The organism is Lactobacillus intestinalis, assembly GCF_024397795.1.
Classification (GTDB): Bacteria; Bacillota; Bacilli; order Lactobacillales; family Lactobacillaceae; genus Lactobacillus; species Lactobacillus intestinalis.
The window spans coordinates 955,568-971,432 of sequence record NZ_CP072983.1 but is presented as its reverse complement, the minus strand read 5'-3'; the positions used below and the strand labels follow the sequence as shown (position 1 = coordinate 971,432).

Annotated in this window: 15 protein-coding genes and 1 riboswitch; all 15 genes read left to right on the top strand. The window is 35.8% G+C overall.

The features are described from left to right. The first annotated feature begins 38 nt into the window (after positions 1 to 38). Positions 39 to 3,155: a DNA polymerase III subunit alpha gene (locus tag KBW87_RS04380; protein WP_057811253.1), complete on the top strand. Its 3,117-nt coding sequence runs from the start codon at positions 39 to 41 to the stop codon at positions 3,153 to 3,155. 164 nt (positions 3,156 to 3,319) lie between these two features. After that, positions 3,320 to 4,282, top strand: coding sequence for a 6-phosphofructokinase (gene pfkA, locus KBW87_RS04375; protein ID WP_057811250.1), 963 nt, complete (start codon positions 3,320 to 3,322; stop codon positions 4,280 to 4,282). A gap of 29 nt (positions 4,283 to 4,311) precedes the next feature. Further along, the gene (gene pyk, locus KBW87_RS04370; RefSeq protein ID WP_057811248.1) at positions 4,312 to 6,081 is read left to right on the top strand and encodes a pyruvate kinase; all 1,770 of its coding nucleotides are present in this window, start codon (positions 4,312 to 4,314) and stop codon (positions 6,079 to 6,081) included. A 113-nt stretch (positions 6,082 to 6,194) separates the two neighbouring features. After that, positions 6,195 to 7,082 (top strand): CvfB family protein, encoded by an 888-nt coding sequence (locus KBW87_RS04365; RefSeq protein ID WP_057811245.1) that lies wholly within the window; start codon positions 6,195 to 6,197, stop codon positions 7,080 to 7,082. Then, positions 7,075 to 7,965: a tyrosine recombinase gene (locus KBW87_RS04360; RefSeq protein WP_057811243.1), complete on the top strand. Its 891-nt coding sequence runs from the start codon at positions 7,075 to 7,077 to the stop codon at positions 7,963 to 7,965. Before KBW87_RS04365 ends, KBW87_RS04360 begins: the two co-directional genes overlap by 8 nt. 8 nt (positions 7,966 to 7,973) lie before the next feature. Then, positions 7,974 to 8,330 carry a hypothetical protein gene (locus tag KBW87_RS04355; RefSeq protein ID WP_057811241.1) on the top strand — a complete coding sequence of 119 codons (357 nt, stop codon included), beginning with the start codon at positions 7,974 to 7,976 and terminating at the stop codon, positions 8,328 to 8,330. Beyond that, positions 8,323 to 9,057: a segregation and condensation protein A gene (locus KBW87_RS04350; protein ID WP_057811239.1), complete on the top strand. Its 735-nt coding sequence runs from the start codon at positions 8,323 to 8,325 to the stop codon at positions 9,055 to 9,057. The genes KBW87_RS04355 and KBW87_RS04350 overlap by 8 nt, the downstream gene beginning before the upstream one ends. Further along, a complete protein-coding gene (gene scpB / locus KBW87_RS04345) occupies positions 9,047 to 9,634 on the top strand; it encodes an SMC-Scp complex subunit ScpB (protein ID WP_057811237.1) in 588 nt (195 codons plus the stop codon). The genes KBW87_RS04350 and scpB overlap by 11 nt, the downstream gene beginning before the upstream one ends. A 2-nt stretch (positions 9,635 to 9,636) precedes the next feature. Beyond that, positions 9,637 to 10,356: a pseudouridine synthase gene (locus KBW87_RS04340; RefSeq protein WP_057811235.1), complete on the top strand. Its 720-nt coding sequence runs from the start codon at positions 9,637 to 9,639 to the stop codon at positions 10,354 to 10,356. A 28-nt stretch (positions 10,357 to 10,384) separates the two neighbouring features. After that, positions 10,385 to 10,499: riboswitch (FMN riboswitch) on the top strand. 80 nt (positions 10,500 to 10,579) lie between these two features. After that, entirely contained in the window at positions 10,580 to 11,266 is a 687-nt protein-coding gene (locus tag KBW87_RS04335; protein ID WP_057811233.1) for an ECF transporter S component, read from the top strand. 110 nt (positions 11,267 to 11,376) lie between these two features. Beyond that, on the top strand, positions 11,377 to 11,904 hold the full coding sequence (locus KBW87_RS04330) for an SAG1386/EF1546 family surface-associated protein (RefSeq protein ID WP_057811231.1): 528 nt from the start codon (positions 11,377 to 11,379) through the stop codon (positions 11,902 to 11,904). Between the two features lie 47 nt (positions 11,905 to 11,951). Continuing rightward, complete coding sequence (gene cmk / locus KBW87_RS04325; RefSeq protein WP_057811229.1) at positions 11,952 to 12,626, top strand: (d)CMP kinase; 675 nt, start codon at positions 11,952 to 11,954, stop codon at positions 12,624 to 12,626. A 70-nt stretch (positions 12,627 to 12,696) separates the two neighbouring features. Beyond that, positions 12,697 to 13,902, top strand: coding sequence for a 30S ribosomal protein S1 (gene rpsA / locus KBW87_RS04320; RefSeq protein WP_057811227.1), 1,206 nt, complete (start codon positions 12,697 to 12,699; stop codon positions 13,900 to 13,902). A gap of 72 nt (positions 13,903 to 13,974) precedes the next feature. Next, complete coding sequence (gene der, locus KBW87_RS04315; RefSeq protein WP_057811224.1) at positions 13,975 to 15,282, top strand: ribosome biogenesis GTPase Der; 1,308 nt, start codon at positions 13,975 to 13,977, stop codon at positions 15,280 to 15,282. Positions 15,283 to 15,418: 136 nt separating this feature from the next. Further along, a complete protein-coding gene (gene hbs / locus KBW87_RS04310; protein ID WP_004042647.1) occupies positions 15,419 to 15,694 on the top strand; it encodes a non-specific DNA-binding protein Hbs in 276 nt (91 codons plus the stop codon). Positions 15,695 to 15,865 lie beyond the last annotated feature (171 nt).

Here is a 15,865-nt window from a genome sequence, read left to right as displayed (position 1 = left end):
TTTGGTATACTTAATTTTGTACAAAGGGGTGGTAATTGATGAAAATGGCAACACTTCAAAATTTGAGTGCATATACTTTGTTAGAGAGTCCTACTCGAATTTTAGATTTATTGAAAACAGCCAAAAATAAGGGATATGAGGCCGTAGGCTTAACTGATATTAATGTTACATACGGTTTGGTTAATTTCTATGAATTAGCGCAAAAAGTGGGAATTAAACCTCTGTTAGGGATGCAAATTCGAATTAATGGATTAATCGATAGTGCAGAAAAATATGATTTGATTGTTATTGCTAAAAGTGATCAGGGCTATCGTAATTTGTTAAGATTATCAAGTGCAATTAATCTTTTAACTAACAATGGTGAAAAAGATCGTGTTTTGGCCTTGTCTGAACTTAAAAAGTATTTAGAAGAACTAGTCATTATTACACCAGCTAATCTTCGTAGTGAACTTGTGATGCTTTTTCAGCGTCAAGAAAAGTTAGGTAGTGATTATCTGCGAGCAATTAAAAAAATCATTCCCCAATCAAGTTCGCTGTATTTGGGAGTGTACGCCAATGAATCGGCTAGAAATTATATTAATTATGTTAAATCTTTAAGTACACAATTTAAATTACCATTAGTTGCTGTAGAAGATGGTCAATATTTAGAACCACAACAACAATTCTTGCGAAAATCTTTAACCACTATAAAAAATGGTGAGAAATTACAAGATGTGGTCGCGCTTGCTAAGCAAAAGGGTTCTCACTATATGCTCTCTAGCGTGGAATTAAAGGAAAAATATCAAAATTTTGGATTGGAAGAAGCAATTGAGAATACCTGGAAAATCGCACAGGCGTGTGAGGCAAAAGTGGTTTTTAAAAAGCCAGTTTTACCTAAATATCAACAAAATAAGTTTCCTACTTCTAAAGAGTATTTATTTAATTTAGCTAAAAAAGGTCTGATTAGGCGGTTTAAAAATGGTCAAGTTCCAGTTAACTACCAGAGAAGATTGAATTATGAATTAGCTGTTATTGATAAGATGGGATTTGATGATTACTTCTTAATTGTTTGGGATGTAATGAATTACTGCCATCAAGAGAAGATTACTACTGGGCCAGGACGTGGATCAGCTTGTGGATCTTTAGTTTCCTATGCTTTAAAAATTACTGAAGTTGATCCAATAGAATATAATTTGCTTTTCGAGCGATTTTTAAATCCAGCTCGGCATGAAATGCCAGATATTGACTTGGATATTCCTGATAATCGACGCGATGACGTAATTAAGTATATGTATCATAAGTATGGCGTAGATCATGCGGCTCAAATCTTAACCTTTGGAACTTTAGCAGCTAAGCAAGCTCTTAGAGACACAGGCAGAATTTTTGGATTTAGTGATGTAGAAATAAATAAATGGGCTAATGCTGTGCCTTCTTCTAAAGGAAAAATCACTTTGAATGAAGCTTATGAAAATTCTAGAGAGCTAAGACTTTTAGTTAATTCCACTAAAGAAAATCGTTTATTATTTCAAACAGCTCGTGCTATAGAAGGATTGCCCCGTCACTATTCAGTTCATGCAGCTGGGTTAGTGATCAGTGATAAATCTATCGCTGGGATTTCTGCTTTACAAGCGGGTCCATTAGATATTGAAGTTACTCAGCAAACTAAGAAATATGTTGAATCATTGGGATTATTAAAGATTGATTTTTTAGGTTTGAGAAATTTAACCATTCTGGGTGATACTCTCAACTTAATTAATCAGCAAGGAACTCATCTAGATCCTCACAAAATTCCATTAAATGATGCCAAAACTTTACAACTTTTTGATGAGGGTAAAACTGATGCGATCTTTCAATTTGAATCTAACGGAATTAAACGAGTTTTACGATCATTGCATCCAGATAATTTTGAAGATTTGGTAGCTGTCAATGCTTTATATCGTCCCGGTCCGATGAATAATATTGATACTTTTATAGCTCGGAAAAAAGGACAAGAGAGAATTCAATATCCTGATTCGAGTCTAGAAAAGATCTTAGCGCCAACTTATGGAGTTCTAGTTTATCAAGAACAAGTTATGCAGACTGCTCAGGTTTTAGCTGGGTTTTCTCTGGGAGAAGCCGATATTTTAAGGCGTGCCATGTCCAAAAAAGAGCCTGATGTGATTGCAAGGCAAAGAAATAAGTTTATTCAGGGAACCTTGAAAAATGGCCATCCCCGTCTAGTTGGAGAAAGAGTCTATAAGTATATTGAACAATTTGCCAATTATGGATTCAATCGATCTCATGCAGTGGCTTATACCAAAATTGCTTTTTGGTTAGCTTATCTTAAAGTTCACTTTCCTCTAGAATTTTATACAGCCATTTTAAATTCTAGTGGTGCTGGAAAAGCTCAAAGTTATATTATGCAAGCTCAAGAAGCCGGAATAAAGTTTTCAACGCCTGATATTAATCAAAGTCAGAAGGATTATACAATAAAAGAAGGAAAAATTTTAGTTGGTTTAAGAGCTATTAAAGGGCTTCGAATTGATTTTGTCAATCAAATAGTGAATTTGAAGCGACCATTTACTTCTTTTAGTGACTTTTTAAGAAAAATTGATTTAAAATTTTTAAAAGTTGAATTGATACAAATCTTGATTAAGGCGGGATGCTTTGATAATTTGCATTCTAATCGAAATGAACTTCTCGAAAATTGTGCCGATTTCGTTGATATTATTAAGCTTACTGGGAAAAATGTTTCTCTTTCTGAAGGTCTAGGAGGAGTACCCATCAAAAAAGCTCCAGTACCAAGTAATACAGAAAAAGCGACTATGGAAGAAGAGGTATTAGGCTTTTCAACTACTACGACTCCGTTAGTTGCAGTTCAAAAATATGCTCAAAAGTTTAATGCTCATGCTCTGAACTCTTTTAATACTAATGAGAGTGGAATAGGAGTAGGAAAATTAATAAGAATAAAGAAAATAAAAACGAAAAAGGGCGAAGAAATGGCCTTTGCTACATTTGCTGATACGACAGGAAATGCAGAATTTACGATTTTCCCAGAAGTATATAAAAAAGTAGAAAGCTATTTGAAGGAAGGACAAATTTATATTTTAGGGGTTAAAGTCCAAAATGATAGATTTGATCCAAATAAAAAGCAATATTTACTTACCAATTTGCGTAAAGTTCAATTTAAAGAATAAATTTAAAAATTCGATCTTAGTGCGATAATACTTGACAGCGCTAACATCAAAAAAGCGCGTTAAATCAACAAATTAAACCATTTTTTATGAGATTTTTGCTCAAAAAAATGGTAATATTTATGTGATGTGAGAAATTACACAAATAATCATGATGAGGTGAATTCATGAAACGGATTGGTATTTTAACCAGTGGTGGCGACGCCCCTGGTATGAATGCAGCAATCAGAGCCGTTACAAAGACTGCTATCCATCACGGACTTGAAGTCTTTGGAATTCGTTATGGTTTTGCTGGCTTAGTAGCTGGTGACTTTGTTCCGTTAACTGCGGAAGATGTCGACCATAAGATTAGTCAAGGTGGTACTTTCTTGTATTCAGCACGTTTTCCAGAATTTGCACAAGAAGAAGTGCAAAAGAAGGGTGCAGAACAATTAAGAGAGCATGGAATTGATGCTGTTATCGTTATTGGCGGTGACGGATCTTACCATGGTGCTTTAGCTTTGACTCGTCTTGGCATTAATTCAATTGGTTTACCAGGAACTATCGATAATGATATTCCTTATACTGATTACACTATCGGTTATGATTCTGCTTGTCGTACTGCTATGGACGCGATTGATAAGATTCGCGACACAGCAAGTAGTCACCACCGCGTATTCATTGTTAATGTAATGGGTCGTGAATGTGGAGATATTGCTATGCGTGTTGGTGTAGCTAGTGGAGCTGATGCAATTGTTATTCCTGAACGTCCTTACGACGTTCAGGAAATTGCTGAAACCATTAAACAAAACTTTGCAGATGGTAAAGACCATGGCCTTGTAGTATTGGCAGAAGGCGTTATGAGTGCTGAAGACTTTAGAAAAGAACTTCTAAAGTATGGTGACTTTGATGCTCGTGCCAATGTTCTTGGCCATATGCAACGTGGTGGTTCACCAACAGTTGAAGATAGAGTAAATGCCACTAAGATGGGTAATTATGCTGTAAATCTACTTCTCGATGGAAAAGGCGGTTTAGCTGTCGGCATGGATGGTGGAAAGCTTAATACCCACGACATTCTTGATCTGTTTGATGGAAAGCACCACGGCGATTTCACACTGTTGGATGTTAATAAAGAAATGACTAAAAATTAGTCGATTTTGTTGGAGAGGATTTATAAATAATGAAGAAAACCAAGATTGTTAGTACTTTAGGGCCAGCTTCAAATGATATTGAAACTATTACTGCTTTAGCAAATGCTGGTGCAAACGTATTCCGTTTTAACTTCTCACACGGAGACCACGAAGAACACCGTGCTCGTATGAACATGGTTCGTGAAGTAGAAAAGAATACTGGCAAGCTTCTTGGCATCGCTCTTGATACTAAGGGTGCTGAAATTAGAACTACTGACCAAGAAGGTGGTAAGTTCACTATTAACACTGGTGACAAGATCCGTATTTCTATGGATGCAACTAAGCCAGGTAACAAGGACATGATCCACGTAACTTACCCAGGTTTGTACGATGATACTCACGTTGGTGGTCACGTATTAATCGATGATGGTTTAGTAGACCTTTTGATTAAGGAAAAAGACGACGATAAGAAGGAACTCGTTTGTGAAGCTCAAAACACTGGTTTGATCGGATCAAAGAAGGGTGTTAACGCTCCAGGTGTTGAAATTCGCCTTCCAGGTATCACTCAAAAGGATACTGATGACATTAACTTTGGTTTGAAGGAAGGTATTAACTTTATCTTTGCTTCATTCGCACGTAAGGCTCAAGATATCTTAGACATCCGTAAGCTTTGTGAAGCAGCAGGTGCTGATTACGTTAAGATCTTCCCTAAGATCGAATCACAAGAAGGTATCAACAACGCTGACGAAATTTTACAAGTTTCAGATGGTTTGATGGTTGCTCGTGGTGACATGGGTGTTGAAATTCCATTCATGGAAGTTCCATTTGTACAAAAGGACTTGATCAGAAGAGCTAACGCACTTGGTAAGCCAGTTATTACTGCTACTCAAATGCTTGACTCAATGCAAGAAAACCCACGTCCAACTCGTGCTGAAGTTTCTGACGTTGCTAACGCAGTTCTTGACGGTACTGACGCAACTATGCTTTCAGGTGAATCAGCAAACGGTTTATACCCAGTTAAGGCTGTTAAGGCTATGGCTGAAATTGATGAACGTACTGAAGAACAAATGCTTAAGCGTAACACTTTAGCTCTTCAAAGATTTGAAGACTACAAGGGTTCAAACGTTACTGAAGCTATCGGTGAATCAGTTGTACGTACTGCACAAGAATTAGGCGTTAAGACTATTATTGCTGCAACTAAGTCAGGTTACACTGCACGTATGATTTCTAAGTACCGTCCAAACGCTGATATCGTTGCTATGACTTTCGATGAAAAGATTCAACACTCATTAGCAGTTGTTTGGGGTGTAACTCCAGTATTGACTGACAAGCCTAGCTCAACTGATGACATGTTCGAAAAGGCAGCAGAAGTTGCTAAGCAAGAAGGTCTTGTTAAGGATGGCGACCTTGTAATCATCGTTGCTGGTGTTCCAGTTGGTGAATCAGGTACTACTAACGTTATGAAGTTACAAATCATCGGTAACAAGCTTGCACAAGGTTTAGGTGTAGGTAACGGTTCAGTAGTTGGCAAGGCTGTTGTTGCAAATTCAGCAGAAGAAGCAAATAGCAAGGTTAAGGAAGGCGACATCTTAGTTGCTAAGACTACTGACCCTGACTACATGCCAGCTATCAAGAAGGCTTCAGGTTTAGTCGTTGAAGCTTCAGGTTTAACTTCACACGCAGCAGTTGTTGGTTTGTCATTAGGTATCCCAGTTGTTGTTGGTACTACTGATGCAACTGAAAAGATTTCTGATGGTTCAACTATCACTGTTGACGCACGTCGTGGTGCTATTTACCAAGGCGAAATCTCAAACCTTTAATTAAAAGAGATAAATAATTAATAAAATAGTCAGCTCAAGGGCTGGCTATTTTATTTTGCTCAAAATTTGCGTATACTAATAATAAGAAATATGTAAAGTAGGAGGAATCAATTATGCTTGGAACAATTGAAACTGGTAAAATAATTGATCAAAACGAAGACGCTTATTATGTTCAAATTGATGGAATCACTTATGAGTTAAAGCGTCATGAGATTACGCAAGATGAAATTCCCAAATTGGGAGATGAAATCACAGGATTTATTTATGATAATAAAAACCATGACCGTGAAATGACACAATTTTTGCCATTTGCTCAGCCAGATCAATATGGATGGGGAAAGGTAACTGAAGTGCGACCAGGACTGGGAGTATTTGTGGATATTGGCTTGCCTGATAAAGATGTAGTTGTCTCACTTGATGACCTTCCTCGTGATAAAAGTAATTGGCCTCGTAAAGATGATCGTTTATTAGTAAGGCTCGAAACTGATGAAAAAGATCGAATTTGGGCTAAGTTAGCCGATGAAAATATTTTTGATCAAATTGCAGCTAATTTTCCTAAGGATATGAAGAATAAAGATGTCTTTGCCACCGTTTATGCAAGCCGTGATATTGGAGCTTTTGTTTTAACTAGTGATTATTACTTAGGCTTTGTTCATGAGTCTCAAATGGGATGTCCTCTTCGTTTAGGAGAACAATTTAGAGGACGGGTAATCGGAGTGAGTCAATATGGCCGCTTAAACTTAAGTAATTTACCACGTGCGTTTGAAGAAATTGATGATGATGCTCAAATGATTTTAATGAGTTTACGCAGAAAAGAAATTAAAACTTTGCCATTTTATGACAAATCAGATGCGCAAGAAATAAAGAATTATTTTGGAATTTCTAAATCTGCTTTTAAACGTGCTTTGGGCCACTTGCTTAAAGCTGGTTTAATCAGCGAAGATAAAGAAGCAGGAACAATTACATTAATTCACGATCCAGAAAGCGATAACGATGAATAATTTGCAAAAGCAGATAGAGGATTACTTGCAATTTTGTAATATTGAACGGGGATTAAGTAATAATACTATTGTGGCTTATCGCCAAGATTTGCTGGAATTCTTGACGTTTTTGAAAAGTAGAAATATAACTTCCTGGCCCACAGAGGCAATTGATATTGAAGCTTTTTTGGCACAGCAACATCAAGAAAATAAAGCTGCTAGTTCGATTAGTCGGATGATTTCCAGTTTGCGAAAGTTTTATCAATGGTTAGCGCGAAAAAATATTCAGAAATTAAATCCAATGATTGAAATTGATGCACCACAAAAAGAATTTCGGCAGCCAGTCGTTTTGGTTCAATCTGAGGTTGCGCTTTTATTAAATCAGCCTAACCTCAAAAATAGTTTAGGACTAAGAGATCGCGCTTTACTAGAGACTTTATATGCTACGGGAATGAAGGTGAGTGAAGCGATTAACTTGAAGTTTAGTGACATTCATGCTGATTTGCAGTTATTGAAAATTTCTAGTGATGAAACCAAAGAGCGTTTAATTCCGATTAGTGTAAATGCTTTAAAGTGGCTCAAGGAGTATCAAGATAAAGCATATGAGTTGCTTTTAAAAGCAGGGATGGAAGATTATGTTTTTTTGAATAATCGAGGAAAGCCTTTAACCCGGCAGGCAGTTTGGCAAATTATTAAAAGGTATGCTGTTAAAGCTGAGTTAGATAAGGAAATTACGCCTCATACTTTGCGTCAAAGTTTTGCAGCGCAAATGTTAGAAAATGGAGCAGATTTTCGAGTAGTTCAAGAAATTTTAGGACGCTCAAATAATTTAAATGGGATGTATGGGAATTTGTCTCAAAAGCAAATTTTGGATGTTTATCAAAAAACTTATCCACGAATTTAGGTGATTTGATGCTAGCTGAATATAAAAAAGACAACGAAAAGACGGCGATGGGATTACTTTCTTATCTACCAGATTTCAAGAATTTACAGAATTTACAAGAAGAAATACAACTTAATCGTGATAGTGATGATTTTAAATTATATTTATATAAAGATGATCACTCAAATTATATTGGAGTAGTAGGAACGCAAGTTAATAATCGATTTATTGTTGTTCGCTATATTTCATTGGCGCCAGGATTTCGTGAGGAAAAATACGAAGTAGATATTTTACGAGATCTTATTAAGGCGCATCCGGGTGAAAAAGTGACGACAGTGCCCGAATATACTTATTTGATTAAATATTTAGATAAACCACATGAATAAAGATTTAACATTAGAATTACCCAACTTTGAGGGGCCATTGGATTTACTTTTACATTTGATCCAGTCACAAGAGATTAATATTTATGATATTCCAATTGCTCAAATTACAAGTCAGTATTTAGATTATTTGAAGCAAATGCAACAACTTAATTTACAAATTGCTGGAGAGTATTTTGTGATGTCTTCAACTTTGTTAAGAATAAAGTCACAATACTTGTTGCCGCAGAATGATTTTGTTGAAAATGTAGTCGAAGAAGATCCACGTGATGAACTTGTGCAACAATTGGTTCAATATTCTGTTTTTAAAAAGATTTCGGAATATTTCAAACAGCGAAATGATAGTTTGCCTGTTACAGTTTCTAAGGAAGCGAGTGTCTCTAAAGATAAAAAGTTGCAAAAATTACCTTTAGGACAAATAAGTTCTGATGAATTGGCTCATACATTTGCCTTTGTTATGAGAAAACTGAAAATAAAGCATCCTGATTCTGCGATGGTGGAAGTAAAAGAAAGATCTATTACTGAAATGTGCTCATATTTGAAGAATAAAGTGAGTGTAGGAAAAGAAGTGAGCTTTTTTTCTTGTATTAATGAATTGAGTAATATTTCTGATGTAATAGGATTGTTTTTAGCAGTATTAGAATTGAGCAAAAATAAAGATATAATTGTTACTCAATCTATAACTTTTGGAGATCTAAATATAAAAGGAATAAATAAAAATGGCCACTAAAATTGCAAATTTAGAAGCTTTATTATACGTTGCTGGGGATGAAGGGCTAGATAAAAGTGTCCTTTGTGGACTTTTAGAGCTCAATGAAACAGAGTTAGAAGCTTTATTTATGAATTTAAAAGATAAGCTTGAAAAAGACCCAGACAATGGGTTGCAAGCTATTCATGTTAATCAAACATATAAGTTAACCACTCGTCCTGAAACTAGTAAAATTATTGAAAAATACTTTCAAAAGGACCTTAGTAAAGGAATTAGTCAATCTGCTTTAGAAATTTTAGCGATAGTAGCTTATAAACAACCAATCACTAGAGTGGAAATTGACGATATTCGTGGAGTTAATTCTTCTGGAGCGATTCAAACTTTGGTTTGGCGTGGTTTGATTAAAGCTAGTGGAAAAAAGAACGCCCCTGGGAATCCAAACTTGTATATTACAACTGATTATTTTTTGCAATATTTTGGATATGAAAGTTTAGCAGACTTACCATTGATTGAAAATTTCGAAGATGAAGTAAGTTCCGAATCAGAAGTAGATTTGTTTAAATTAAAAGATAAAGAGAATGAAAGTGAGGAGAGTTAAATATGGCGTTAGAAAGACTTCAAAAGGTAATTGCAGAAGCAGGAATTGCTTCAAGACGTAAGGCAGAGAAGATGATTGTTGCCGGTCGAGTGCGTGTAGACGGAAAAATAGTTACTAAGCTGGGAACAAAAGTAGAGACTTTTAGTAATATTACTGTAGATGGAGAACCTATTGAAAGAGAAAGTTTACATACTTATCTTTTTTATAAGCCACGTGGTGTAGTTTCTACAGCTAGCGATAATAAAGGACGAAAGACAGTAGTTGATTTCTTTGAGGATATTCCTTATCGAGTATATCCTGTGGGAAGATTGGACTATGACACTTCAGGTCTTCTTTTGATGACTAATGATGGTGAATTGGCTAATTTATTAATGCATCCGCGGCATGAAGTTCCTAAAGTCTATGTAGCGAAGATAGAAGGGATTCTAGAACCTCAACAAATAAAGGCTTTAGTCAATGGAGTAGTTTTTGATAAACATAAAAGTGCGCCGGCAAAGGTTAAAATTTTAAAGACTAATAAACGAAAAAATACTCAGATTGTCCAACTAACAATTCATGAAGGGCATTATCATCAAGTTAAAAAGATGTTTAAAGCAGTGGGGCATCCAGTCCAAAAATTGTCTAGAGAGCGTTATGCATTTTTGGATTTGCAATCCCTTACATCTGGAGAATACCGGGAATTGTCGCTCAAAGAAGTTGACAGATTGAAACACTTGGACTAAGATGAAACTGTAAATTGAATATTAAGTTTGTTGTCTTCAGGGCAGGGTGAAATTCCCGACCGGCGGTGAAAGTCCGCGACCCACGTATGTGGCTGAATCTGTTAAGATACCGATAGTTAAAGTCTAGATGAGAGAAGACAGACTAACAAAAGAAAAAGATAATACTTACTTTTAAAGGTCTGTTGCTGAAGCAGCAGACCTTTTGTTATGGAGGTAAGTATATATGGAACAAGTTCAACGTAAATCTAGTAGCTTAGCTAATATAATCGCCTATGCACTAATTGGAGCTTTCGCTTTTGTAGTGATGAAAATTGAATTTCCGATTATGCCAGGAGTAGGATTCTTAAAATTCGACTTTTCAGATGTAATTATTACGATTGGGATGTTTATTTTTGGAGCGGGGCCTGGAATATTTATTGCTTTTATCCGTACCTTATTGAGTTTGGTATTTAGTGGCTTTGCACTGCCAAGCTTAGTAGGTCAAATTGCTGCATTTCTGGCTTCTATTTCATTCGCTTTGCCATTTTATTGGATTGCAAAGAGCGTCGAAATTAAAAATAGAAAGTCTTTAAAAGGTCATTTACTTCCGATTTTAGGATTAGTAATTGGGAGTATTGCTATGACTTTGATTTTAGCGCTTGCTAATGCGTTTATTTTAACTCCAGTATATGCAGTAACTTCAATTGCCAATATTCCTGCAATTCATAGTTACGCAGCTTTATATAGCTTCACAGAAAAGGTTTACTTAGGACAACTGCTTCACTTGCCATCAATGAATGCATATATTTTTGGAATAATTGTTCCATTTAATCTTATTAAAGGTGTCATTAACAGTGTAGTAGTTTATATATTGTTTGAATCTGTATTGAAAAACATTAAACCATTTGTCAGAAGAAAATTTAATATTTAGAAATAAACAAACTTTAGAAGTCTCGCTTTTAAAAGCGGGTCTTTTTTGATGTTCAAAGATAAATAGAAGTATGCTAAAATTAAGCAGTTAAGTGATTGGAGGAATGCCAAATGGATCAAAAGCCAAAGGGACCATATAAGCACGTTGAACGTCCTAGTAAGTCTAGAAGCATAGACGATGAGCAACAAGATAATCGAGGGGGAGGCCCGAGCCGTTGGGGTGCAGTGATTGTTATTTTGCTAGTAATCATAATTGCACTAGTTCCAATTGTTTGGCACCAAGCTTCGACACATTCTCAAAAAGCTGAAGAAAAACAGACTACTAAAACTGTGGCTTCTAAGTCTAAAAAGAAAGCATCAAAGAAAAAAGCTAAGAAATCTACTAATACTAAAAAGAAAAGCGCTTTAAGTAATTCTAGTTCTTTGACCAGTTCAAGTTCTTCATCAAGTGATGATTCAACTACCGCAACTGATTCATCTTCTAGTGATAGTAGTGAAGAAACTTATGTAGTTCAAGATGGTGAAAGTTTATCAAGTATTGCAGCAGATCATGGAATGAGCGTTGCTGAATTGGCTAATTTAAATGACTTAGATGTTTCTTCCAATGTCGTTACTGGACAAACACTTAAGCTTAAATAGTTTTTTAGAAAGGATGAAAAAGACGAAAGTCTTTTTTATAGTTAGGGATGCAAGTAGCAATTGATGGGCCTGCTTCAGCAGGAAAAAGTACTGTAGCAAAGATTATTGCTAAAAATTTATCTTTTGTATATATCGATACCGGAGCTATGTATCGAGCATGTACAGTAATTGCTCGAAACCATAATTTAGATTATGGCAACGAAGAAGGTATTTTAAAGGCAATTGATCAAGATGGAATTGAATTAAAATCTGAAAATGGGGAACAGAAAGTATATTCCGCTGGTAAAAATATTTCTTTAGAGATTAGAACTCCAGAGATTTCAGCTAATGTTTCTCAGGTGTCAGCTTTACCGGGCATTCGTGAAAAAATGGTGGCTCTTCAAAGAGAGTTAGCTGGTCATACAGATGTTATCATGGATGGTCGTGATATCGGTACTACAGTTTTACCAGACGCTGAAGTTAAGATCTTTTTAGTAGCTAGTGCAAGATCACGCGCAGAAAGACGTTTGCTTGATTTGAAGGAGCGCGGAATTCATACTGATCAAACTGTAGAACAAATTGAAGCAGATATTGCGGCTCGTGACTACAAAGATTCTCATCGTGCAGTTTCTCCTTTAAGAAAAGCTGCTGATGCTATAGAAATTGATACTACAAACTTGTCAATTGACCAAGTTGTAGAGAAAATTTCTGAAGAAATTGAAAAAAAGTCAAAAAAACTTTAAAAAACAGTTCAAAACAGTAGAAAAAATTTCAACTTTCATTTAAAATTAGACATGATATTGGGAGGTACATATGTCAGAAAACAGTAATCAATTTTTAGACGCATTAAAGCAAATGCAAGGAGTTGAGGTCGGAGATATTGTCGATGTTGAAGTACTAGACGTTGAAGACGGCCAAATTGATGTTGGCGTTGAAAACGCTGGTGTGGAAGGTGTTATCACTCGTCGTGAATACACTTCAGATCGTAACGCAGATTTACGTGAATTAGTTAAGGCAGGCGACAAGTTTAAGGCCTTAGTTCTTAGAAGAGCTGGTGGCGATAAGGAAAACGGTGAATTTTTCTTCTCAGTTACCCGTTTGAAGGAAAGAGAAGCATACGACAAGTTACAAAAGGACTTTGAAGAAGGTACTCCAATTGAAGGTACTGTAACTTCTTCAGTTCGTGGTGGTTTACTTGTTGATGTTGGTACCCGTGGTTTCTTACCAGCTTCATTAATTTCAAATCGCTATGTTTCAGATCTTAAGCCTTACATCGGTAAGACTATGAAGCTTAAGATTACCGAAATCGATCCTAACAAGAATCGTTTGATTCTTTCACACAAGGATTTAATTGAAGAAGAACGTGAAGAAGCATTTGATAAGGTTGCATCACAATTAGTTGTTGGCGACGTTATTGAAGGTAAGGTATCACGTTTAACTAACTTCGGTGCTTTCATTGATGTTGGTGGTGTCGATGGTTTAGTACACATTTCAGAAATTTCTTACAAGCATGTTGACAAGCCAAGCGATGTTTTGAAGGTAGGTCAAGATGTTAAGGTTAAAGTTATCGGTATTGACGATGACAGACATCGTATCTCCTTGTCAATTAAGCAAACTGAACCTTCTCCATTTGAACAAGCTACAGCTGACTTAAATGAAGGTGACATTTTTGAAGGTGAAGTTAAGTCTTTAACTAACTTCGGTGCTTTTGTTGAAGTTACTGATGGTATTCAAGGTTTAGTACACGTATCAGAAATTTCAAACAAGCATGTTGACAAGCCAAGCGATGTTTTGAAGGTAGGTCAAACTGTTAAGGTTAAGGTATTGAGCATTGATCCTAACGAAAGAAGAATTTCACTTTCAATCAAGGCTGCAGATCCAAATGCTTCTTCAAACGAAAGTTCTCGTCCACGTCGTTCACGTAACGAAAACTCAGTAAGCAAGAAGTACATGAGTAGCGATGACAACGGTTTTGCATTGGGTGACATTATTGGTGACCAATTAAAGGACCGTCAATAGTCATAAGATATAAAAAAGCCGACTAAACGTCGGCTTTTTTAATTAGTATAACGTTAAAAAGGAGGCTGAAAAATGGCTTTACCAGTGGTAGCAATCGTTGGACGTCCTAATGTAGGAAAATCAACACTTTTCAACCGTATTATTAATGAGCGTTTAGCAATTGTAGAAGATAGACTTGGAGTAACTCGAGATCGTAATTATGCCCAAGCTGAATGGTTAGGGCGTAAATTCGATGTTATTGATACGGGAGGAATTACTTGGGACGATGGAAAAATTGAAGAAGAAATTCGTGCCCAAGCAGAAATTGCAATTGACGAAGCAGATGTAATTGTAATGTTAACCAGTGTAGTTAATGGAGTAACAGATTTAGATGAAAAAGTAGCACAACTTCTTTATCGTACTAAGAAACCTGTTATTTTAGCAGTAAATAAAGCTGATAATCCTGAACAAAGAGCTAATATTTATGATTTTTACAGTTTAGGATTGGGAGATCCTATTCCTGTTTCCAGTAGTCATGGAACAGGTATTGGAGATTTACTGGATGAAATTGTCAGTGATTTTCCTCATGACACGGATCAAAAGGCCGATGATGTAATTTCATTTAGTATGATTGGACGTCCTAATGTAGGAAAATCTTCTATCGTAAATAAACTTTTAGGAGAAAACAGAGTAATTGTTGCTAACGAAGAGGGAACAACGCGCGATGCTGTCGATACTCCTTTTGTAAAAGATGGCACAAAATTTCGGCTAATCGATACAGCTGGTATTCGTCGTCGAGGTAAGGTATACGAAAAGACTGAAAAGTACTCTGTATTACGTGCTATGAGCGCTATTGAACGCTCAGACGTGGTTTGTTTGGTTCTTGATGCAAGTACAGGTATTCGAGAACAAGACAAGCATGTGGCCGGATATGCCCATGAGGCAGGTCGTGGAATTATAATTGTTGTAAATAAATGGGATTTACCAGAAAAGAATAGTACAAGTGCTAAAGACTTTGAAAAAATTATTCGTCAAGAATTTCAATATCTAGATTATGCTCCAATTCTTTTCGTTTCTGCTAAAACTGGTCAACGATTAGATCAAATTCCAAAAATGGTTAAAAAGGTATATGAAAACCAGAACCAACGAATTCAATCTAGCGTGTTAAATGATTTGCTTCTTGAAGCAAGTAAATTGGTTCCAACTCCTCTTGTAAAGGGCAAGCGATTACGCGTTTACTACATGACTCAAGTAAGAACTAATCCACCAACTTTTGTAGTGTTTGTTAATGATCCAGAATTGATGCACTTTTCATACCAAAGATTCTTAATTAATCAATTACGAGAGAATTTCGATTTTATGGGAACTCCTATTAAGATTATTCCACGAAAGAGAAAGTAAAAACTGGCTTTTTTATAAAAAAGCTTGTTACTGCAGGGTTTTTATGATATTTTGGTCTTTAGGAAACAATGATTCAAGGTCATTCTTTCTTATCAAATTTGAACTTGGTGTTCAAATTCAGGAGGTGAATCCTAAGATGGCAAATAAAGCTGAATTGATTTCTGAAGTAGCTGCTAACACTAAGTTAACTAAGAAGCAAGCTGCTGTAGCAATTGATGCTATTTTTAGCTCAATTCAAAATGACCTTGCTAATGGCAATAAGGTACAATTGATCGGTTTTGGTACTTTTGAAGTTCGTCACCGTGCTGCACGTAAGGGTCGCAACCCTCAAACTGGTGCTGAAATTGAAATTCCTGCAAGTGAAGTTCCTGCATTTAAGCCAGGAAAGGCACTTAAGGATGCTGTTAAGTAGAGCCGTTTTCATCATTTTATTGAAAAGGCTTATCTTAGAAAAACAAGTAACTAAGAAGTTGCTTGTTTTTTATTTTCTAAAAAATTGAAAAATATGATAATAAATTAATATTTTTCTTTGAGGAGATTCAATAAATGTATGAAATAAAATACTTTGGTAAAATAATATTTT